Source organism: Collinsella sp. TM05-38, assembly GCF_003466445.1.
Lineage (GTDB): Bacteria > Actinomycetota > Coriobacteriia > Coriobacteriales > Coriobacteriaceae > Collinsella.
In genome coordinates, this window is record NZ_QSPM01000001.1 from 60,922 (window position 1) to 82,918 (window position 21,997).

Here is a 21,997-nt window from a genome sequence, read left to right on the forward strand (position 1 = left end):
ACTGCGCGCGGAGGTTACACCCCGGCCCGCCTGGGGGTCCTCCTGCGCGCAATCAGCCCGTCGTTTAGAACGGAATAAAAGCAAGTGAGGCCCTGGCCAGTTGGCCAGGGCCTCGTTTTTTAAACTGCACAAGGGCGGATTCGGCTGGTGAATTATCGGCCCAAAAATCGCTCTGGATCCTCGAGGAGCTTTGGGAGCGATTCGACCGCATAGAGGGGCAAGTCGATGATTGCGCCATCCCGAGATGGTTTACCCGCCGAGAAACGAATGGCCAAATCATAATCAAATCGTTTAATACTCGCCGCTAGGCTTTTCGCCTTAAGGTTGGTCCCCGACTTCACCTCGACGGGAACCGCACGCCCACTATGGGTTTTGGCAATTATCATAGGGATACGGCAACAAGACATGCCAGTTTTCATAGGCTAAACAACCATAGATATGGCGGCTTTCATAGGGAAAGCAAGCTTTTTATGGCTATTTTCTTACGTTTTTTCCGGGACGGGGATTTAATCATCATTGTGTACCGAATGATTATTCAATCCCCGTCCCGGAAAAATCATCCTCAAGTAGCTAAAAAAGCCCCGTCCCAAATTAGCTATTGAGGAGTTGGGCCATGGCGTTGACGAATTTTTGGACTTGGAGGGTGGGCTCGAGCGGGTAGTGCAAGAAGACCGGCACCTCGCGGCCGCACAGGAACGGCACGCCCACAAAGGCCGGGTGCACGTCCGTCCACATCGACAGCGTCTGGCGCCCCGGGCACATCATCGACACGCCCACGCGCACGGCGCCGCCATCGCCCGCCGCGCGTCGGGCGCGACGCAACGCATCCTCAGACTGGCGCATGATCGAGCGTGCGCCGTCCACCAGCAGAGCACCCGCCGGCGTCACTTTGACGCCCGAATGTGAGCGCTCGAACAACGTGATGCCAAACTCGGCCTCGAATCCCGACACCTGCTTGACGAGCGCCGGGGTCGACACGCGCAGTTTTGCCGCGGCGCGCGAGAAGCTTCCCAGCTCCGCGGCGGCCGTTATGGCCTCGAGTCGTCGATCGTACACGTCAGTCCCCCGTTTCCAGACGTATGGTCATGCGCCGCCGAAGGGGGTTGTTTTGGCGGGTCACACACTCAATTAAGAACAAATCGTCTTGCAAGCTATAAACCACAGGTTTACGCCATTCTAACAAATATGCAATTCACCTGCGCAAATTCAAAGCATACGATAACCAGCGAAAACCACGTGGGTCGATTAATGGGAGCGGCCCACAGGGAGGTTCAAGAAGGGAAGTTCCTATGAGCAACTGGCTTAAGCTCGATCGACGCCGACGCTTACTTCATCGGCGGCACTAAGGGCGCCCTGTCGCTGCCCCACCTGCACCAGTTCTCCTACGACGGTGCCTCCAACTGGCACAAGCCGCTGCAGATGGAGATTCCAGCCGTGGACCCGGCACTGCCGCACAAGATGCAGCTCAAGCACTTTGTGAAGGTTGTCCGCCGCGAGGTCGAGCCCGTCGTGACGCCGGCCGACAACGTCAAGACGCTCACGCTTCTCAACGCCATCAAGGAGGCCGCCGAGACCGGCCAGCTCGTCGCGCTGTAATGCCTTAAGAGCGGGCGGCGGCAAACTCCCCGCCGAGTGCCTCGGCCCGCCACCAACAAGCCCCTCTTCTTTGCCCCGCGAGCAGCCTCCTGCCCGCGGGGTATTTTGCTACGTTGCCGACGTTTTTTCTGAGGCGGGGGCTATTTTGCACCTCGGCTTGGTTCGTTCGCCCCAAAACAGTCTTTTGGGACAGGTGGTATCCTTGGTAGCCCTGTGTCGCAAACGCACCTTAAACGCAAGGAGTCCCATGGATCTTATCGCCCAGCTCGCCCGCGAGCTCAACCTTAAGGCCGCCAACGTCGAGGCGGCCGTCAAGCTCATCGACGATGGCAACACCATCCCCTTTATCTCGCGCTACCGCAAGGAGGCCACGGGTGGCATGGACGACGTCGCCCTGCGCGCACTCGACGAGCGCCTGTCCTACCTGCGCAATCTTGAACAGCGCAAAGAGGACGTCATCCTGCTCATCGATGCCCAGGGCAAACTCACGCCCGAGCTTGAGCAGCAGATTCGCGAGGCCACGCAGCTCCAGCGTGTCGAGGACCTCTACAAGCCCTACCGCAAAAAGCGCATGACCCGCGCGCAGAAGGCCCGCGAGGCCGGCCTGGAGCCGTTCGCCAACATGATCATCATGCAGGCCTCGGCCAAGGGCAGCGCGCTCGACGCCGCCGCGGCCTACGTCAACGAGGAGGCCGGCTTCGACACGCCCGAGAAGGTGCTCGCCGGCGCCGCCGACATCGTGGCCGAGACGGTAGCCGAGGACCCGGAGAACGTTGCCGACCTGCGCGCCTTTACGCAAAACACCGCCGACATCGTCGTCGAGGCAACCGACCCCGCCGAGAAGACCCCCTACGAGCCCTACTACAGCTATGACGAGCCGCTGCGCCGTATACCCAACCACCGCGTGCTGGCTATCGACCGCGGTGAGCGCGAGGGCAAGCTCCGCGTGCGCGTGAACGTCGACGGCGCTGCCGCCACGGCACGTCTCGGCAGCCGTTGGCCCCGACGCCAGGGCGTCTTTGCGCCCGTCTTTGACGCCGCCATCGCTGACGGTTACAAGCGCCTCATGGCCCCTTCGCTTGAGCGCGAGGCCCGCGCCAAACTCACCGTCCGCGCTCAGACCGATGCCATCAATGTCTTTGCCAAGAATCTCGAGGGTTTGCTCTCGGCGCGCCCCGTGCGTGGCGCCCGCGTGCTCGCGCTCGACCCGGGCTACCGCACCGGCTGCAAAGTCGCCGTCATGGACGAGACCGGCAAGCTGCTCGACCACGGCGTGGTCTACCCCACCAAGCCGCGCCACGACGTCGCCGGCACCAAGCGCGAGCTCGCCCGCCTCGTCAAGAAGGACGGCGTCAACACCATCGTCATCGGCAACGGCACCGCCAGCCGCGAGACCGAGGAAGTCGTCTCGGAGTTCATTGCCGAGCAGGCGCCCGGGCTGCGATACACCATTGTCAACGAGGCCGGCGCATCGGTGTACTCCGCCTCCGAACTCGCGAGCCAGGAATATCCCGACCTGGACGTCACCGTGCGTGGCGCCATGAGCCTGGGCCGCCGTCTGCAAGACCCGCTGGCAGAACTCGTCAAGATTCCGCCCCAATCCATCGGCGTTGGCCAGTACCAGCACGATCTTGACCAGGCCGAGCTTTCGCGCACCCTGGGCCACGTGGTGGAAGACGTCGTCAACCGCGTGGGCGTCGACGTAAACACCGCAAGCGCGAGCCTGCTGGGCTACGTATCGGGCATCACGCCGAGCGTGGCCAAGAACATCGTGGCCTACCGCGAGGAAAACGGCGCCTTTACCGATCGTCGCCAGCTTAAGAAGGTTCCCAAGTTAGGACCCAAGGCATATCTCAACGCCGCGGGCTTCCTGCGCATCAGCGGCGGTAAAAACCCGCTCGATGCGACAAGCGTCCACCCCGAGAGCTACGAGGTGGCCACGGCCGTCCTGGAGCGCGCCGGCGTTGCGGCGAGCGAGCTCAGCCGCGGCGGCGTGCCCGACATCGAGCGCCGTCTGGGCAGCATCTCGGCGCTGGCAAGCGACCTGGACTGCGGTACCCTGACGCTCATCGACATTGTCAAAGAGCTCAAGAAGCCCGGCCGCGACCCGCGCGACGACGCGCCCGAGGTGGTCTTTAGCCGCTCGGCACTTTCCATCGACGACTTGGAGCCCGGCATGGAGCTCAAGGGCACGGTGCGCAACGTCGTGGACTTTGGCGCCTTTGTCGACGTGGGCGTGCACCAGGACGGCCTCGTGCACATCTCCAAGCTTGCCAACCGCTTCGTCAAGCACCCGAGCGACGTGGTGCGCGTCGGCGACACGGTCAAGGTGTGGGTCGAGAAGGTCGATCGCGACCGCAAGAAGATCTCGCTCACCATGGTGCGGGGCAAATAGGCCGCTGCAGACGCTCGGCGGGTCCCATTCCGCCGAGCGTCTCTCCTTCTAAAGCGATTTGGCGATATCCCGAAGTGCGAGACGCCGTTTCCGCTAATCCTCACCTGCAATTTTTGAGATATTCGGCCTCGCTGGGCCGCGATAACACTTCTTCAAAGTGCAAGCTCAACAAATAGACATCAGATATTCCACAAACGTCCCATATCTGCACCCGCAGAGGTGCGGTACGGGACGTTTTTCAGCCATATTGGCAATCTTGACGGCACTCTGAGGCCGAATATCTCGATTTCTGTTGGTGGGACACTTATGGGCACGAGCCGCAAAGACCTCGTTTGCCCGGTAGAGCTGTTCAACCACGTCAAGTATGAGATCTTACATGCGCGGAACAAAGGATAATCGAAAGGCCTTGAGCGACTTGCGCGTCGCCCCGAACACATAGCCGGCAGGGTCCTTTTCCTTGGCGATGACTGCCAACTCGGGGCCGGATCGTTTTCGATACTTGATAGATATGGATTAGAAGATCATTAGATTACAGGTTGATCCATGATGCGGAACCGCGTTGTCCACGCGATGCCGTCGGAGCCCACGCCGCCGTCCGAGGTGACGCCGGACGCGTAACACGAATCGTCATCCGGCGAACGAAGCCGCCAGTGGCACGCGGCGTTGCCATCCGAGCCCAGCCCCATTACTGCCCGAGACAGTTGGCGGGGTAGTACTGTCGACCCCCATCGGAATAAAGGTAGCGATTCAGCTCAGGACCTACCGACGGGTTCGCGTCGGCAGCCCCGGCCTTTCCTTTGCCTAGCGCGACCCTCGCGAAGCGCGTGAGCGATAGGGAAAGGAAAGGCCGGGGCGAACAACCCGCGGCGCAGTCAGTGTTCGCGTTACGGCAGGATATGGAAGCCCAAAGCGGCGATATCCTTGGCAAAGCCGCGCACGGTATCGAGCGAAACCTCGTACGGGTCACGGCCGATGTTCTTGCGCTTGGCCAGAATGCTGTTGGGCACCGTGATGATCTGACAGCCACAGGCCTGCGCCTGGTAAATGTTGATAAGCTCGCGCGTGGACGCCCACAGAACCTCGCAGTTGGGCTTGGCGGCGGCCTTCTTGACCGACTCTGTCATAAACGGAATGGGATCGACACCCGTGTCGGCGATACGGCCGGCAAAGAGCGAGATGATAGACGGCGTCTCGGCGTCGACAGCGTCGACCATCTCGTCGACCTGCGCGGGCGTAAAGATGGTGGTGACGTTGACCTTGATGCCGTCGGCGGAAAGCTTGCGCACCAGCTCGGCGGCGGACTCGCCCTTGGTGGTCACGCACGGAATCTTGACGTAGACGTTCTCGGCCCAGGTAGCGATCTCGCGGGCCTCGATCTCCATGGTCTCGACGTCGTCGGCAAAGACCTCAAACGAAACGGACACATCAGTGATGTGGGCCAGGACCTCCTTGGCAAACGCGCGGTAATCCGTCACGCCGCCCTTTTTCATAAGGGACGGGTTGGTCGTGAAACCCTGAACGTTGCCGTTCTCGTACATGTCGAGCATGCCCTCGAGGTTTGCACCGTCAGCGAACACCTTGATTGCCATCTGCCTGATTCCTTTCGTTAGCATACGGGCGTGGAACTGCTAAACACTTTATCTACGTTTATCAAGGCGTGAACTGCGGTTTTTTATCTTCTCGGCGAACGGTTTTGTGGTTTTACCATTTTTATTAAATCAACCCAGCGGCAAAACGTTTTTGCCATTAATCGCAATTAATTCCATTCACGGCGCAGAGGCGATGCTTCGTCAGCGCATTTTCATAACCGCTCCAAATAAAAAGCGGTGACGCCTCATTTGAGACGTCACCGCTTCCGTGTAGGAGCCGGTTATCGGAGCTCCGCCCGATTAGGGCTTAACGTATGCCTGGATTACTCTTCCTCAACGTGATTGATCACAGCACCCTTGGTGTGGATGAAGTTGGGGACGAAGGCAACGACCAGAAGGACAGCGAGAATCGCGTAGACACCGGTGGTACCGAAGGCCTCGGCAGCGCGGCCAAGCGTAATACCAATGACGGAGAAATCAAAGTCGCCAAATGTAGTGTTCTTGAAACCAAAGACGTCAAGAACGGGCAGGAGCAGAGCCGGGGCAAAGGTGATGAGCAGGCCGTTGACGAAAGCGCCAAGAGCTGCGCCCTTGCGACCGCCGGTAGCATTGCCGTAGATACCTGCGGTAGCACCGCAGAAGAAGTGGGGAACCATGCCCGGGATGATGAAGATGCCCAGGGTAGCACCCACGATGAACATACCGACCACGCCACCGATGAAGGAGGCAACAAAGCCGAGGATGACGGCGGTGGGAGCATAGGGGAAGAACACGGCACAGTCGACGGCGGGGATGGCGCCGGGGATCAGCTTGTTGGAGATGCCCTGGAAAGCCGGGACCAGGTCGGCGAGGATCATGCGGACGCCGTTATAGACGATGGTGACACCGACGGCGAAGGACAGAGCACAAGTCAAGGCATAGACAATCACGTTGTCGCCGCCAGCGGTCTCGGTAACAACCGCGGGATCCGCAACATAAGCGGCAAATGCGGTAACCAGGTAGAAGAAGGCCATGGTAAGAGCCGTGGAGATGGTGGTGTCGCGCAGGAAGGAGAACTTCTCGGGAACCTCGATCTTCTCGGTGCTGTTCTCCTCGGCGTCCTTAGCAAAAAGCGTACCGACTGCAGCGGAGATGTAATAGGCGAGTGAACCGAAGTGGCCCATGGCGATTTCATCGCCATCGGTAACCTTCTCGGTGAAACGCTGACCAACGGCAGGAAGCATAGCGCTCACGAGTCCCAGGAACATGCCGCCCACGATGACAAGCTGGACATCCTGGAAGCCAGATGCCTGCAGAACGGCAGACAGCAGGCAAGCCATAAACATGCTGTGATGGCCCGTCAGGAAAATGTACTTAAACTTGGTAAAGCGGGCAATGATAATGTTCACGACGTAGCCGAGAATCAGGATCATCATGGTCTGAACGCCGAGGACGCTCTGAGCCATCGAAACGACGACCTCGTTGTTGGGCACGACGCCGGTGATGTGGAAGCCGGTCTCGATGAAGGTACCCAGCGGAGCAAGGTTCTCCTGGACAACAGCAGCGCCGGCAGACAGCATGATGTAACCAAGAATGGGCTTCAGGGTTCCCGTCATCACCTTGTGGGCAGGGCGCTTGAGCGCAACAAGGCCCACAAAGGCAAACAGACCCATGATCCACGCTGGCTTGGTCAGAATCGATTGGATAAACTCAAGTATGGGAAGGATGGCTTGCATCTGCGCTTCCTTTCTCTCTAACGTGGGCGCGTTTCCCTCTTCCACAGGGAACCGCCCTTTTTTGTGCCGCTTTAGGCGTTAGCGGCAGCCGCCTTGATTGCCTCGAGGGCGTCTTCGCGGATCTTCTTCTTGTTCACATAGCTGCGAACGATCACAACGTTGCCGTGGAGCTCGGGGGCGAGCTCCTTAACGGTGATGAACAGATCCGGATTTGCGGAAGAAGCACCGTTCAGGTCCATAGACTCAACGTCGGCCTTGATGCCCTCCTCCTCGCAAAGCTCCTCGACTTTGCCAGCGAGCATCAGGCTAGACCCGATGCCGTTTCCGCATACGGTGATGATATGCATGGCAACCTTCCTCTCCTACACGTGACGGTTTTCCGTCTATCCAAAAGCGGCGACGCATCGCCGTGCCATTAAGGCCTAAAAGAATGAACGCATGGTCTCCAAAACCTGCTCGGGCGTATCGCATGCGCTGAGCTTGGCAACGCAGTCCTCGTCCTCGAACATCTGCGAAAGCTCCGCCAAGCAGCCAAGATGAGCCTTGGGGTCGGGCGCGCAAATACCCACGAGCACGTGAACCGGATCGAAATCCTCGTGTCCAAACGCAACGGCTGGGTCAAGCGTGACGATACAGATTCCCGCTTCACTCACATTGCCGTCTGCCTGAGCGTGGGGCATGGCGATGCCCTCTTCCAAGACCATATAGGGGCCGAATTTGTGAACCGATGAAATCATGGCGTCAACATAGCTCTGGTCGCATTTGCCAGCGCCTACGAGCAACTTACCGCATGCCCTGATCGCTTCCTCCCAATCGGAGGCCTCGACGTGGCAGGCAACAAGCTCGGGTTTAAGAAGATCGGTCAGCATGCTCGTCCCCTACTCCTCGGGCAAGATATGGAAACCAAGTGCCTGAATGTCGCGGGCAAAGCCCTTGACCGTATCAAGCGAGTACTCAAGCAAATCTTTCCCGAAATTCTTGCGCTTGGCAAGAAGGGCATTGGGGACCGTAATGATCTGGCATCCAACGGACTCCGCCTGGAAGATATTGAGGACCTCGCGCGTAGACGCCCAGAGAACCTCGGCAGCAGGCTTAACGGCAGCCTTCTTTACGGACTCCGCCATGAGGGGCAGCGGATCGACGCCGGTATCGGCAATGCGACCGGCAAAGATGGACAGAATAGAGGGAGTCTCGGCAGAGACGGCATCGACAAACTCGTCGACCTGCTCGGGCGTGAAGATAGTGGTGACATTCACCTTGATGCCATCGGCGGAAAGACGCTTGACCAGCGCTGCAGTGGACTCGCCCTTGGTGTTGAGCGCCGGGATCTTAACGTAGACGTTGTCTGCCCAGGTTGCGATCTCGCGAGCCTCGGCTTCCATACCAGCCTCGTCGTCAGCGAATACCTCAAAAGAAACCGACACATCAGTAATGTGCTCAAGAACCGTCTTGGCAAAAGCGCGGTAGTCAGTCACGCCACCGGCCTTCATAAGGGAAGGATTGGTCGTGAAGCCCTGAACGTTGCCATTGTCATGCATGTCAAGCATGCCTTCGAGGTTAGCGCCGTCGGCAAACACCTTAATCGCCATGTTCGGTCCTTTCTCATCTAGCACTATTGCTATCGAAAGCCTTCTTCTTTGTTTCAAAAGCTTTTCGGTTTTCTTTTATAAACCATTTCAAAAGATATCGAAAGCTCAATTGTCAACTTTCCGTGAACGGTCGAATATCGGGTGTGAACGTACTTCTTTTGGGCGGCACCTTCAGAATGAGACTCTTTATAGCCCGTCTACGTGCGGACTATCTACTACGCATGCATTTGTGACATGCCATTCCGTTCATTTGATTCATTCGATTTTGCCTTGTTCTTTTCATATCGATACGTTATATTTCGATTACGAAAGGCGCATCTTCTGCCTTTTGTTCAAAAGGAGCGGCATATGGCATCTACCTCAGACCTTTCACCGGCCGAGCGTCAGCGATTTATCATGAATTGGCTGGCCGAAAAGCCAAATATCTCGGTATCCGACATTGTTCGCCGTTTTTCGGTTTCGGAAGTCACCGCACGACACGACCTCATCTCGCTGGAATCCGAAGGCAAGCTGCGTCGCGTACGCGGCGGAGCGGTATCGCTTTCTCGCTCCAACGCAATCTCGTATCCCGAGGAGCGCATCAATGTCCAAGTCGAGGCCAAGGAGGCCATCGCCGCAACCGCAGCAACTCTTGTTGATGATGGCGATGTTCTGGTAATTGATATCGGCACCACAGGCTTTTACTTCGCTAAGGCCCTCATGGACAAGCGTGAGATCACCATTATCACCGGCGATCTTGCAATCGCGAACTACGCCAGCTTCAATCTCCCCAATGCTTCGGTAGTGCTGCTGGGCGGCTCCGTGCGCAAGGGTCACCTCTATCTCGCGGGCGCACTAACGCTCGACTGCATGAGCAAACTACATGCCGACAAGGCGTTTGTCAGTGCCGACGGATTCCACCCCGACCACGGTTTTACCGTCGAGCACGACTTCTCGGCCATGATCAAGCATATGTACCTGACCAACTCAAACCAGGGTTACATGATGGTTGACCAGGGAAAGTTCAACAAGACCAGTTTTTATCAGTCCGCGCAGATCGATGACCTCGATGGCATCATCGTTGATGGAGACGACGAGGGCATCATGACGGCGGCGATCGAGAGCAGTCGCAGTCATCCCAAGCTCTATATTGCAAAATAGCCCAAATGGCCGGGCCGCCCCCACTGCGGGCGACCCGGCCATTTTTTAGATCAACCCAAAGTGGCGCATGGCGGTGACGGTGCCGTCGTGTGCGACGTCGTCGGTCACGTAGTCGGCGACCGCCTTGACCTCGGGCATGGCGTTGCCCATGGCAACAGCCGTCTCGACAGCGGCGAGCATGCCCAGGTCGTTGCCCGAATCGCCAAAGCCAAAGGTGCGCTCGTTGCCGGCGCGCCCCAGATACTCAAGCGCTCGCGCCACGCCCACGCCCTTGTCAATGCCCTTGGGACTCAGCTCGCGATTCTGGCCGCCGGTGTTGCACAGCTCAAAGTTGCGTTCGATAAAGCTGTCGTCATTGGCCACGCGAGCCAAACCGGGCTCGTTAAGGCACACCTTGCCCACACGCAGGCGGCCGTCGATGCGCATTTCCTCGGCGCTATGCACCACATGCGTGCCGATCAGAGACGACCGTTCAACACCCGCGGGCTCTAGTGCAAAAGTCGCAGCGTTGGCCTCAAAAAAGACCTCAATGCCGGCGTCCACAACGCGACGCGCAAGCTCCTCGACAATGTCCTCTTCAAAGCAATCCTCATGCACCACACGGCCCTCAACCTCGAGCGTCGCCCCCGCCATGGCCACGATACCCGCAGGTTCGAGCTCACGCAGACCATCGGCAATCAGCCACAAGGGGCGTCCTGTGCAGATAAACGCCTTGTGCCCCGCATCGTGCAGGCGATGAAACGCCTCAATGACCGTCTGCGAGGGGCGCACCGCCGAAAAGTCCTTATCGGTCATGCTGTCGGGATCGAACGACGTCAGCGTGCCGTCCACGTCAAAAAACAGTACAGCGGAATCGGGGCACGCATCAATCATATGGGTTCCTTTCGAGGGCGATGGCAAACGAAGCTTCCATCATATAATGGAGCGACACAACCAGAGAGGTCACCCATGGAATTTTACGCAAGCTGCCCCGAGGGCTTTGAGTCCGCACTCGCCGATGAGCTTAAACGCCTCGGACTTTCGCATGTTCGCCGGCTGAAGGGCCGCGCTGCATTTGAGGGCGAGCTCGAAGAAGGCTACCGCGCCTGTCTGTGGTCGCGCCTGGCGAGCCGCGTGTTCGTGGTGCTCGGGCGCTTTGAGGCGCAGAATGCCGATGAACTGTACGATAGCGTTTACGACATCGCCTGGGAGAGCATCGTCCGCCCCGGCGCCACCATCGCCATTACCGCCCGCGGCGTGACCGAGCAGCTGCGCAACACGCGCTTCTCGGCCCTGCGCGCCAAAGACGCGCTGTGCGACCGCCTGGCCGAAACCACGGGCCGTCGCGCCGATGTCGACGCCGCCGATCCCGACGTTCACCTACTGCTTTCGCTGCGTCAGCGCCGCGCGAGCATAAGCCTAGACCTTTCGGGCGACCCGCTGTTCAAGCGCCTGCCGCCCGCCGCGACTCGTGCCGGCGAGGGCACTCACGTGCTGCGCCCCGACTACGCCGCCCTGGTGCTGGCGCAGGTCGACTGGACCGCACTGTGCGAGCGCAAGCTGACGGCCGACGACTACGAAAACGAGGCCCTGCCCACGCTGATCGACGCCTCGTGCGCCGGCGGCGGCCTGCTGCTTGAGGCCGTGAACATTCTTACCGACCGCGCTCCGGGTGCCGCACGCGAGCGCTGGGGCTTTGAGGGCTGGCAGCTGCACGACGCCGCCCTATGGGAGCAGCTGCTTGCCGAGGCGCGCGAGCGCGAGACGGCGACACGCGAGCGCCAGGCGCGCATCGTTGCCGTGGATGTTGACCCCGCCGCGCGCAAGACCGCCGAGCGCATGGTCAAGTGTGCCGGCTACAAGCGCTTTGTCGACTTTTGCGCCGCCAAGCCCGCCACCGTGCTGGACCATGCGGACGCTGTCGCCGGCGCCGCCGTGGTCGCAGACACCACCGAGACCCCGCTTTCGCTCATGCACGACGCCATGACGCTGGTCGGCGAGCTGCGCCACGCGCCCGAGCTTGCCGCCGCACCGGTCGCCGCACTCACCCGCGATGGCCTTATGGCCCGCGCGCTCCACGCCGAGCCCGCGCGCTCCATCGCCGTCATGCCCAACAACGAAGAGGCGACTATCGAGGTTTGGCCCTCGCTCGACCACGCCGCTGCAGCATTTGAGGCTGCGACCAGCGCGGATGTCGAGGAGCAGACCGCGGACGCCCAAGACGAAGCCGCCGACACCCCCATGCCCGAGCCTGCCGCCACGCTCGACCTGGGCGACGGCAAGCCGCTGCCCGTGCTCATCCCCGAGTCCGAGCAGTTCGCCAACCGCCTGCGCAAGAACGCCCGTCTGCGTCGCAAGTGGGCAAAGCGTGAGGGTGTGAGCTGCTACCGCGTCTACGATGCCGACCTGCCCGACTACTCCGCCGCCATCGACCTGTACGAGGGCTGTCCGCAGACGCCGGGCCGCTGGCTCGTCATCGCCGAATACGCGGCGCCCAAGACCATCGACCCGGCGCTGGCCCAGGCCCGTATGCTCGACATCTTGGCCATCGCGCCGCGCATCCTGGATGTTCCGGCCGAGCATGTGCACGCCAAGGCCCGCATGCGCTCACGCGGTGGCTCGCAGTACGGCAAGCAGGGCGCCGGCAAGGGCGGCTCGGGCGAGCGCGCCAATATCGCGCGCCGTCGCCTTCCGCTCATCGAAGAGGGCGGCCTCACCTTTGCCGTCAACTTTGACGACTACCTGGACGTCGGCATCTTCTTGGACCACCGCGTCACCCGCAATCTGGTGCGCGAGCACGCCAAGCAGGCGCGCCGCTTCCTCAACCTGTTTGCCTACACCGGCACCGCCACCTGCTACGCAGCCGACGGCGGCGTCGAGGAGACCGTGACGGTCGACCTCTCGAACACCTACCTGGACTGGGCCGAGCGCAACATGCGTCAGAACGGCTTTGTTGGCCCGCAGCATCACTTTGTGCGCGACGACGTGCTCGCCTGGATTCGCGACCAGCGCCAGACGCGCAACCGCTGGGACCTGATCTTTGTCGACCCGCCCACGTTCTCGAACTCGTCCAAAATGGGCCGTCGCACCTGGGATGTCCAGCGCGACCATGTTGAGCTGTTGGCCGGCGTATCGCGCCTGCTCGCGCAGGGCGGCCACGCCATCTTTAGCTGCAACCTGCGCGGCTTCCGCCCCGAGACGCGCAAGCTCGCGCGCGCGGGCGTCGTGCTGGAGGACATTACGGCGCAGACCATCCCCGAGGACTTCGCGCGCAACCAGAAGGTGCACCATTGCTATATCGTGCGCCGCCTGCCCATCGAGGATGCCATGGCCGAAGTCGGCTTTAGTGCCGAGGAGATTGCCGAGCGAACCGAGGAGCTGCGCAACCCCGAAGCCCGCAAGCCCCGTACAGCAGTGCCCGCGCACGCGCAGGCCGGCGACCGAGGGCCGCGCGGTGACGGCAAGCCCACCTGTGCAGGTAAGCCCAAAAAGAAGAAGTTCTACGCCAGCAAGCCCAAGGGCAAATAACAAAATTGCGGTGGAATAGTTCCTAAAAATGCCTGGTAAAGGCCAAAATAGGATCTATTTCACCGCACCTCATAGAGGGGCCGCGCTCTGCCCTACTCCTGGGTGACCAATCGGTAACCGATACCCACATGCGTTTGGATATAGCGCGGATGCGCGGGGTCGGACTCGATCTTCTTGCGCAGCGTGCCCATAAAGACGCGTAGGCTCGCCAGGTCGCTCTTAGTCGCCGTACCCCAAATCTCGTTCAGGATAAATTGGTGCGTCAGCACCTTGTCGGCATTGTGTGCCAGCAGGCAGAGCAACTTGTACTCGATCGGCGTCAGATGCAGCTCCTCGCCATCCATCGTGGCGATGCCGGCATCAAAATCGATATGCAACTCGCCGGTATCGAACGAGCCCTCGGAAGCAACACCGCCCGCCTGCGCATACGAAAGGCGCCTGAGCGTCGTGCGAATGCGCGCGAGCAGCTCCTCGACCGAAAACGGCTTAGTCAGGTAGTCGTCGGCGCCGGCATCGAGCGCGCGGATCTTGTCCACGTCCTCGCTGCGTGCCGAAACCACGATAATCGGCATGCCCGACCACGCGCGCACCGACTCCACCACCTTGACGCCGTCCATATCGGGCAGGCCCAGATCGAGCAGCACAATGCTCGGCGCCTGCGACGAGGCGGCGGCGATGGCGGCGTGAGCGGTCTCCACGGCCATATGGCGCAAGCCGTGCGCCTCGAGCGCGGCGACGATAAGGTTGCGGACGGCGGGATCGTCCTCAACGACCAAGATGAGCGGTTTCACGGCAGAGTTCGGCACAGCGCTACTCCTTATCAAACGAAATATCGGCGGCGGGAAGCTCAATCGTAAAGACAGAGCCGTGCGGGGCCGCCGCGGCAACCTCTATGCTACCGCCATGTGCCAGCGCAATGGAGCGACAGAGCGAAAGCCCCAAGCCCACGCTGCGGCAACTGTCGGCTAGGCCATGGTTGGCGGTGTAGAACGACTCAAAGATTCGCTCGCGGTCCTCGGGCGCAATGCCCGGGCCATCATCAGCAACCGAGCACGCCACGCATCCATCATGGACGCCAATCGAGATTACGATATGCGAGCCCGCAGGCGTATAGGTGATGGCGTTGTTCACCAGATTGACCACCAGCTGCACCATCAGGCGCGCGTCGACGTTGACGAGCGCCGGCTCATCGCACGCCACTACCTTAAGGTCGTGCTCGCGCACGGCCGGATTTACGTGACGCAGCGCCTCCTCGACGATATCGTCCATGAGCTCGAGCGTGGTCGACAGGTGCATGCCGCCGCCCTCGAGCTTGGTGATGGCGAGCAGATTCTCGACGGTAGCGTTGAGCCACAGCGCATCCGAGCGAATGGATAGGAGCATGCCGCGGCGTGTCTGGTCGTCGAGCACGGCCGTGCCGGTCGAGCCTTGGTCGAGCAACACGTCGGCATTACCCGAAATACTGGTGAGCGGCGTACGCAGATCGTGCGAAATGGAACGCAGCAAATTGGCACGCAGCTGCTCGTTTTTAGCGAGTACCGCCGCCTCCTCGCGGGCCTCCATGGCGCGGGCGCGATCGAGCGCAAGCTCGCCTTCGCTCACAATGGCATCGGCAAGCGTCCGCTCCTCGGGCGTCAGCGCATCGGGCTCGGCGACAATGGCGAGCACCCCCACCACCGAGGCGGGATCGCCCGCGCGCACCATGGTGTCACCCGAGCGCACGGTCAGGTATATGCCGTAGAACGCCGAGCCACCATAGGTGGCATCGAGCGGCGTTCCCACATAAGCGGATGCCGAGAGCCGCGGCGGCATCTGGGGCGCCAACTGGTGCACCGGCGCGGCATCGCCCACGGCCGTGTACGTCGCGCGCGGCAGCAGGTCATCGTCGTCGGCATCGGCGCTATACCACACGACCGGACAGTCCGAAAGACGCGCCAGCTGCGTTGCCATAGCGTGCACAATCTGTTGCTGATCGGCGCAGCGCTGCAGCATACGGTTGGTCTCGAGCACCATCTGCGTGCGACGGTCGCTGGCGGCAGCCTGCGCCAAGGCGCGGCGCAGGGCCAGCGCGATCGAGCTCGACACGAGCGAGACCGCAAACATAATGAAGAACATGCCGGGATAGACGCGGTCGATAAACGACAGCGAGCAGCGCGGGTCGACAAACAAGAAGTTGTAGAGCGCCACGGCGGCAGCCGAGCTCAGCAAGCAATACAGGCGACTCCAGGTAAAGAATGCGCACAGCTGCACGGCGAACACATAGACGATCATGATGCTCGGCGCGAGACCCGGATGGTCGAGCAGCGCGCCCACAATCGTCGCCGCGACCAGCAGCCCCGCCGATACGCAGGCGTCATACAGAGGGCTGCGACGCGTCAGCGTTGTACGCCTCCACCAAAAGTTCTCGGCAATATCGCCGTCCGCATGGACGTCCATCAGCGCCCCGCCCCTCTCTCAAAAACAAAAACCACCACAAAGGGGACAGGCACCTTTGTGGTGGTTTCCCCTCGTGGTGGTTCCAAGTGTATAGCCTTTGCAACCTGCGGTCGCTAGACAAACAGCACGTGCGCGAGCAGTGCGCACACGCACGCCGCGACAAACACCAGCGCCACGACCGAAATCACACGATCGGCCATGTCCATGTTGGCCCGATTCGTAAAGAACCGATCTTCGGCGGCGTCGACGCGTGCCTCGCGCACCAGCTCGGCCGCAAGATCGCGACCGTCAAGCGTCTTTGCGTCCATGGTTTTCTCCCCAGACTCATTTCCCGTCATTGCAAACCTGCCCGTTCACAGTCAAATCTCAGGTGTCGATTACGGGCGCTCGTTGGGAGCCAGACGCTGCATCTTGCTCACGGCCTTAAACTTGGTGAACAGCGGCACGTACTCAAAGTTCACGTTGGAGTTCTCCAGGCCGTACCAGCGCGCAGGCGTGCCAGCGGCGCGGCGGATGATGTACTTGAGCGTAATGGCCGTACGCTCGCTCGGCTCCACGTCGCTTTCGGGCGCCAGAAGCTTGCGGATCATAACGAACTTGAACGTACCGATGTTGCCCGGATCCTTGTAGACCGAGTAGTCATGCGTCTGCGGCGGCAGCTCGCCGCTGGCTGCCAGATCCTGAACAACCTGGCGCAGATAGGCGTTAACGCGCTGGTTGATCTTGTAGCCCAGGTACAGATGCACGCGGAACACGTAGTCGGTGCCGAACGTCTCGACCGAGTAGGCAAAGGTATGCGGCTCGTCCATGGTCTCGACATTCACGAACCACCAGGCGCGAGCGCGCTTGGGGTGCTTATCCAGGATGGAGTAGACGATATCGCGGTCGATATAGTCGGTGTTGGTGTCCTTGGTCAGGTACACGATATTGTCGCTCATGAGCTCGTAGCGGTCGTCGTCGCGCAGGCGCTTGAGCTGCGGCAGGTAGCTGCGCAGCGGCAGCAGCGTAAACTGGCGCTGCTCGACCGCCGTGCCGTTGTACCAGCACACCATAATGCTCATGATGAGCGCGGCCATAAGGATGGTGAAATAGCCGCCGTGGAAGAACTTGGTGAGCGAGCTCACAAAGAAGAAGCCCTCGAGCATGAGGAAGAAGACGGCAAAGATCCACGGCGCAACCTTGAGCTTGCGCTCCACGTGCAGATAGAAGAAGAGCAGCAGCGTCGTGCACATCATGGTCAGGGTAATAGCCAAGCCGTACGCAGCCTCCATGTGCGCCGAGTTCTGGAACAGCAGCACCACGATAACGCAGCCCACGAGCATGACGTTGTTGACCATGGGGATGTAGAGCTGACCCTTGGTCTCGGCAGGATAGAAGACCTGCATATGAGGCATGAGGTCCAGGCGGCTGGCCTCGGACACCAGCGAGAATGCGCCGGTGATGAGCGCCTGCGAGGCAATGATGGCGGCGATGGTGGAAAGGCCGACGGCAAAGGGACGCAGGCTCGGGGTGAGCATCTGGTAGAAGGGGTTGAGGTCGGCGATGCCCATGAGCTCGGGGTTGGCAGCGTTGTTGATAAGCCACGCGCCCTGACCCATGTAGGACAGCAGCAGGCAGCACTTAACGAACGGCCAGGTGGCGTAGATGTTGCCGCGGCCCACATGGCCCATGTCGGAATAGAGTGCCTCGGCACCGGTGGTGGCGAGGAAGCAGCTGCCTAGGATCATGATGCCCGCATGGTTGTTGGGGCTCAGCAGAAAGCCGATGCCGCGCAGCGGGTTGAGGCACAGCAGCACCGCGGGATGCTGGAAGACAAAGAACAGGCCCGTACCGCCCAGGAACAAAAACCACAGCGTCATGATGGGGCCAAAGGCGTGACCGATCTTAGCCGTGCCGATGCGCTGCACCAAGAAGAGCGCAATGATAATGGCAAGCGTGATCGCGACAACGCGGCCCTGGTCGTCACCGAGCACGGCGTGGACCGCCGGGATGGTGCGCAGGCCCTCGATGGCAGTGGTCACGGTAACGGCAGGCGTCAGGATGCCGTCGGCGAGCAGTGCCGCGCCACCCAGCATGGCGGGGATGATGAGCCACTTGCCGCAACGCTTGACCAGGCTGTACAGGGCAAAGATACCGCCCTCGCCGTGGTTGTCGGCGCGCAGCGAGATCAGCACGTACTTGACGGTCGTCAGCAGCGTGACCGTCCACACAACAAGGGAGAGCGCGCCGAGCACGAACTCCTGCGTGACGCTTCCGATGCCGCCGTTGCCGGCAACGAGCGCCTTGGTTACATACATGGGGCTGGTGCCGATATCGCCGTACACCACGCCCAGCGTGACGAGCATCGCCGAGATGCTCACAGGAATCGCAGCGTGCGAAGCTGCCTCCTTGGCCTTTTGTTCCATAAGCCGGTTTCCTCCCAACTTTAATGTTCGAAGGGATTATAGGTAATCGGCCCATGTTTGAATGGCGCCGTTTTCCCAGCTAGATAAACATTTATACGGCCTTTAGGCCACCACGGCGATATGGAATGTGACAGAGGGACTGCTCCTTTGTCACATCGCCGCATTCGTTACTTGCCGAGCCAGTTTTTGAACCACCACTCCATGGAACGGCTCATCTCGGCCATAAAGGGGCTCGTGTGCTTGCGGGTGTAGATATCCACCACGCGCTCGCCTGCCTCGCGGGCATGCGGACGGAACATCGCGTCCATCTCGGCCACCTGCGCGTCCATGGTCGCGGTATCGGCGCGGCGGTAGCGCTCCTCGTGCACCAGGTTCACCACGGGATGCGCGATTGCCGGACGCTCCTTGCGGGGCGTGCCGATGATGAGCATCGACAGCGGCATGGTATAGGGAGGCAAGTCCAGCAGCGAGGCGACTTCCTCGGCATTCTCGACGATATCACCGATGTAGCAGCTCCCCAGCCCCAGGGCCTCGGCGGCGACCACGGCATTTTGCGCGGCGATCACGGCGTCCTGCGCCGCGATGGCAAAGTCACCCAGACCCGGCGCACGACGGGGCGCCTTGCCCGTGCGCTCGACAAACTCGGGCTTAAAGCAGCCCACGTGCTCAAACAGATCGATCCACTTGGCATAATCGACCACAAATATTAGTGCCCAGGGCGCCTTGGCGATCATGGGCTGGTAATCGCACAGGTCGGCGAGGCGGTCCAATGTGGCCTGCTCGCGAATGCTCACGATGGAATACATCATCATGGCACCCGCCGACGGCGCGCGACTCGCCGCATGCAAAATCGCCGCCCGCTGCTCGTCAGTCACCGCCACGGGACGGTCGTCGTCATCACGCGCGAAGGCACGCGTAGACGAGCGATGCTCCAAGATGTCCAGCACCGTGTTGCCCGTAGTCTCGACCGGATAGCCGCACGTATCCACGCCCGCAGCTCCGCCGCAGTACTCGGCGCCTGTCATACAAACCTGCTCGCTCATCGCCCTACCCTCGCCATTTCTTTAAGAAGCCTTTACGTTTCCGTGTAATTCCCGTCCATTATCGCGCAGGTCGCCACTACATTGCGCCACACCGCCACACGTGCGCGTTAATATGGCTGGTTGTGCGCAGCCACCAATTGCAGCGCATATCTTGCTAACAATCGGGTAAACCCCCGCTTTCGTAGGTTTTAAGTTTGTGAGGAGTCTCAGCATGTTCGCAGCCGCCATCTCGCTCGTCGGTCTTGCGGCGACCGTCTACCTTGTCTTGCGCGAGGCCAAGGCCATTCGCGCTCAGTCGGGCACCGTTGCCAAAAGCGCTCTTGGGTGGAGCGGCGTCTTCGGCCTGTTCCAGCTCTTTTTGACCATTTGGGGCGCCATTGGCCTCGTCGCCCAAAACGAGCCGCTCGCCTTTGTGATGCTCATCCTGACCAACGCCATCCTTACCGGCTGCGCCTGGGCCAGCATCGCCCGCGACCGCATCGCCCCGCGCGTCTTTGCGTTCGCCGGGCCCGACGCCCCCGCCCCCACCGGCAAGCTCGCCCGCCTGCGCGGCGCCTTTGTGGGCAAACCGCTCGTCGCCGCCGTCTTGTGCCTGCTGCTCGCCGGCGTCTTTGCGCTGCTGGGCATGGAGGTCTCGTCCAACCACGACTTTACCTGGGTCTACCCCCTGTGCATCCTGCTCGAGTGGGCCATCATCACCACGCTCATGGTCGGCCTGTTCTTCCTGTTCCAGCGCCATGGCGCAGCTCCGGCCGTCCTGGCCTTTGCCCTCTTTATCCTGGGCATTGCCGAATTCTTCGTCATCACGTTTAAATCCATGCCCATCCAGCCGGGCGACCTTTCGGCCATCTCCACTGCCGCCGCAGTCGCCGGCAACGGCTACACCTTCTCCATCTCGCTGTTCTGCGTGCTGTCCATGGGCTTTACCGCCATCGCCATGCTGCTATGCGAGTACGCCGGCCTGGTGGCACCGCACCGTCAGAAGGGCGCCACCAACGCCAAGCGCATGCTGCTCACCAACCTGCTCGTGGCGGTGCTGTGCCTGGGCGGCGTGACCGCACACGTCACGCTCATCGACTACTACAACACCCTCGGCATCACCGTCTACACCTGGCGCCCGCTCGAGAGCTACTGGCGCGAGGGCTACCTGCCTGCCTTTATTAGTGCGGCACAGTCCATTAAGCCGCCCAAACCCGCCGACTACTCCGTCGACGATGCCAAGGCCACGCTCAAAAAGTACGCCAAGGCCTACGACAAGTCCGACGCCGCCAAGAGCGACGAGCGCGCCGCCGCAGAGGAGCAGTTCGACAGCGAGAAGCCCACGGTCATCGCCATCATGAACGAGACCTTCTCGGACCTGTCGATCTATCAGAACATGCGCGCCGGCTACGAGGGTCCGCAGTACTTTAAGAGCCTGTCCAACTGCCTCAGCCGCGGCAAGCTCTATGTAAGCGCCTACGGCGGCGGTACCGCCAATACCGAGTTTGAGTTTATGACCGGCAACTCCATGGCCAACCTGGGCTCGGGCGTGTACCCCTACACCATCTACAACATGGAAACGACTGGGAACCTGGCAGAGCAGTTCAAGTCGCTCGGATATTCCACCACGGCCATGCACCCCAACCACGCGACTAACTGGAACCGCGAGAACGTCTACAAGGACTTTGGCTTTGACCAGTTCCTGTCCATCAACGACTTCCAGGGCGCCGATACCCTACGCGGCATGGTGACCGACCAGGCTACCTACAACAAGATTCTTGAGCTGCTCGACCAGAACGCCGATCCGCAGTTTATCTTCGACGTGACCATGCAGAACCACTCGGGCTACGACACGGGCCTGCTGCCGGTCGACAAGCAGCTGCACCTGAACATCGACACGACCGACCTGGACACCAAGACCGTCGAGGACGGTACGCTCTCCGATGTCGACGAGTATGTTTCGTGCATTGAGCAGTCCGACCAGGCGCTGCGCTACTTCCTTAACGCCTTGAGCAAGCTCGACCGCAAGGTGGTCGTGGTGTTCTGGGGCGACCATCAGCCGTTCTTCCCGTCCAAGTTCAACGATAAGTGGTTTACCGACGAGGACGACGCCACGCACCAGGAGCGCTTGTGGCAGACCGATTACATCATTTGGGCCAACTACGACGTTGCCGGCTGCGACCAGACGAGCGAGGTCGACGACCTGTCCACCAACTACCTGTCTACCCAGCTGATGCAGCTGATCGGCGCCCCGCTGACCGACTACCAGAAGGCGCACATGACGCTGCGCGAGTCGCTGCCCGCTATCAACTCCGTGGGCTACGAGGACGCCAGCCTGCGTTGGGCGCTTTCCTCCAACGTCACCGGTGACGACGCCGCTGCCGCAGCCGCCACCAAGGCGCGCGAGGATTACGCCAAGATGCAGTACTACGAGATGTTCCGCGACGGCAAGAACGTGTACACCGAGCACTTCCAGACCGAGGCCAACGAGACCGACCCCAACCTGGCACCGGGAACAACCAAGATTAAGTAGCGGGTCGCTCATAACTGAAACGTCTGTCCGGACGGAGGCATATAAGGTTCCCTGCTCGGACAGTCCTGCG

General features: G+C 60.8%; 17 protein-coding genes. 5 read left to right on the forward strand and 12 right to left on the reverse strand.

Features of this window, described 5'->3' with window-relative positions:
• Nucleotides 1-591 precede the first annotated feature (591 nt).
• Nucleotides 592-1,056 carry a LysR family transcriptional regulator gene (locus DXD49_RS00255; protein ID WP_117793882.1) on the reverse strand — a complete coding sequence of 155 codons (465 nt, stop codon included), beginning with the start codon at nucleotides 1,054-1,056 and terminating at the stop codon, nucleotides 592-594.
• Nucleotides 1,057-1,419: 363 nt separating this feature from the next.
• On the opposite strand from DXD49_RS00255, the gene DXD49_RS09820 reads away from it, so the two are divergent.
• Nucleotides 1,420-1,596, forward strand: a complete 177-nt coding sequence (locus DXD49_RS09820; RefSeq protein WP_233541706.1) for a hypothetical protein — start codon at nucleotides 1,420-1,422, stop codon at nucleotides 1,594-1,596.
• Between the two features lie 247 nt (nucleotides 1,597-1,843).
• Nucleotides 1,844-3,991 carry a Tex family protein gene (locus tag DXD49_RS00265; RefSeq protein WP_117793883.1) on the forward strand — a complete coding sequence of 716 codons (2,148 nt, stop codon included), beginning with the start codon at nucleotides 1,844-1,846 and terminating at the stop codon, nucleotides 3,989-3,991.
• A gap of 884 nt (nucleotides 3,992-4,875) precedes the next feature.
• Here DXD49_RS00265 and DXD49_RS00270 read toward each other — a convergent pair.
• The 5 genes from DXD49_RS00270 to DXD49_RS00290 form a co-directional block, all read right to left on the reverse strand.
• Complete coding sequence (locus tag DXD49_RS00270; RefSeq protein WP_233541707.1) at nucleotides 4,876-5,580, reverse strand: transaldolase; 705 nt, start codon at nucleotides 5,578-5,580, stop codon at nucleotides 4,876-4,878.
• 323 nt (nucleotides 5,581-5,903) lie between these two features.
• A complete protein-coding gene (locus tag DXD49_RS00275; protein WP_117793885.1) occupies nucleotides 5,904-7,295 on the reverse strand; it encodes a PTS ascorbate transporter subunit IIC in 1,392 nt (463 codons plus the stop codon).
• 71 nt (nucleotides 7,296-7,366) lie between these two features.
• Nucleotides 7,367-7,642, reverse strand: a complete 276-nt coding sequence (locus DXD49_RS00280; RefSeq protein ID WP_022094539.1) for a PTS sugar transporter subunit IIB — start codon at nucleotides 7,640-7,642, stop codon at nucleotides 7,367-7,369.
• 75 nt (nucleotides 7,643-7,717) lie between these two features.
• The gene (locus DXD49_RS00285) at nucleotides 7,718-8,164 is read right to left on the reverse strand and encodes a PTS sugar transporter subunit IIA (RefSeq protein ID WP_117793886.1); all 447 of its coding nucleotides are present in this window, start codon (nucleotides 8,162-8,164) and stop codon (nucleotides 7,718-7,720) included.
• A gap of 9 nt (nucleotides 8,165-8,173) precedes the next feature.
• Nucleotides 8,174-8,884, reverse strand: a complete 711-nt coding sequence (locus DXD49_RS00290; protein WP_117564350.1) for a transaldolase — start codon at nucleotides 8,882-8,884, stop codon at nucleotides 8,174-8,176.
• A gap of 348 nt (nucleotides 8,885-9,232) precedes the next feature.
• Between DXD49_RS00290 and DXD49_RS00295 the strand changes: the two genes are divergently transcribed.
• A complete protein-coding gene (locus tag DXD49_RS00295; RefSeq protein WP_158548938.1) occupies nucleotides 9,233-10,024 on the forward strand; it encodes a DeoR/GlpR family DNA-binding transcription regulator in 792 nt (263 codons plus the stop codon).
• Between the two features lie 45 nt (nucleotides 10,025-10,069).
• Here the strand turns inward: DXD49_RS00295 and DXD49_RS00300 are convergent, their stop codons facing one another.
• The gene (locus DXD49_RS00300; protein ID WP_117793888.1) at nucleotides 10,070-10,897 is read right to left on the reverse strand and encodes an HAD-IIB family hydrolase; all 828 of its coding nucleotides are present in this window, start codon (nucleotides 10,895-10,897) and stop codon (nucleotides 10,070-10,072) included.
• Nucleotides 10,898-10,972: 75 nt separating this feature from the next.
• On the opposite strand from DXD49_RS00300, the gene rlmKL reads away from it, so the two are divergent.
• Complete coding sequence (gene rlmKL, locus DXD49_RS00305) at nucleotides 10,973-13,531, forward strand: bifunctional 23S rRNA (guanine(2069)-N(7))-methyltransferase RlmK/23S rRNA (guanine(2445)-N(2))-methyltransferase RlmL (RefSeq protein ID WP_117793889.1); 2,559 nt, start codon at nucleotides 10,973-10,975, stop codon at nucleotides 13,529-13,531.
• A 92-nt stretch (nucleotides 13,532-13,623) separates the two neighbouring features.
• Here rlmKL and DXD49_RS00310 read toward each other — a convergent pair whose 3' ends face one another.
• The 5 genes from DXD49_RS00310 to DXD49_RS00330 form a co-directional block, all read right to left on the reverse strand.
• On the reverse strand, nucleotides 13,624-14,337 hold the full coding sequence (locus tag DXD49_RS00310) for a response regulator (protein WP_199407131.1): 714 nt from the start codon (nucleotides 14,335-14,337) through the stop codon (nucleotides 13,624-13,626).
• A 4-nt stretch (nucleotides 14,338-14,341) separates the two neighbouring features.
• Nucleotides 14,342-15,967, reverse strand: a complete 1,626-nt coding sequence (locus tag DXD49_RS00315; RefSeq protein ID WP_117793890.1) for an ATP-binding protein — start codon at nucleotides 15,965-15,967, stop codon at nucleotides 14,342-14,344.
• Nucleotides 15,968-16,080: 113 nt separating this feature from the next.
• Nucleotides 16,081-16,275, reverse strand: coding sequence for a hypothetical protein (locus tag DXD49_RS00320; RefSeq protein WP_117734879.1), 195 nt, complete (start codon nucleotides 16,273-16,275; stop codon nucleotides 16,081-16,083).
• 69 nt (nucleotides 16,276-16,344) lie between these two features.
• Complete coding sequence (locus tag DXD49_RS00325) at nucleotides 16,345-18,372, reverse strand: KUP/HAK/KT family potassium transporter (RefSeq protein ID WP_117743449.1); 2,028 nt, start codon at nucleotides 18,370-18,372, stop codon at nucleotides 16,345-16,347.
• 167 nt (nucleotides 18,373-18,539) lie between these two features.
• Entirely contained in the window at nucleotides 18,540-19,415 is an 876-nt protein-coding gene (locus DXD49_RS00330; RefSeq protein ID WP_117793891.1) for a nitroreductase family protein, read from the reverse strand.
• Between the two features lie 211 nt (nucleotides 19,416-19,626).
• Here DXD49_RS00330 and DXD49_RS00335 point away from each other — a divergent pair, with 211 nt between their 5' ends.
• Nucleotides 19,627-21,927, forward strand: coding sequence for an LTA synthase family protein (locus DXD49_RS00335; protein WP_117793892.1), 2,301 nt, complete (start codon nucleotides 19,627-19,629; stop codon nucleotides 21,925-21,927).
• The last annotated feature ends 70 nt before the right edge of the window (nucleotides 21,928-21,997 follow it).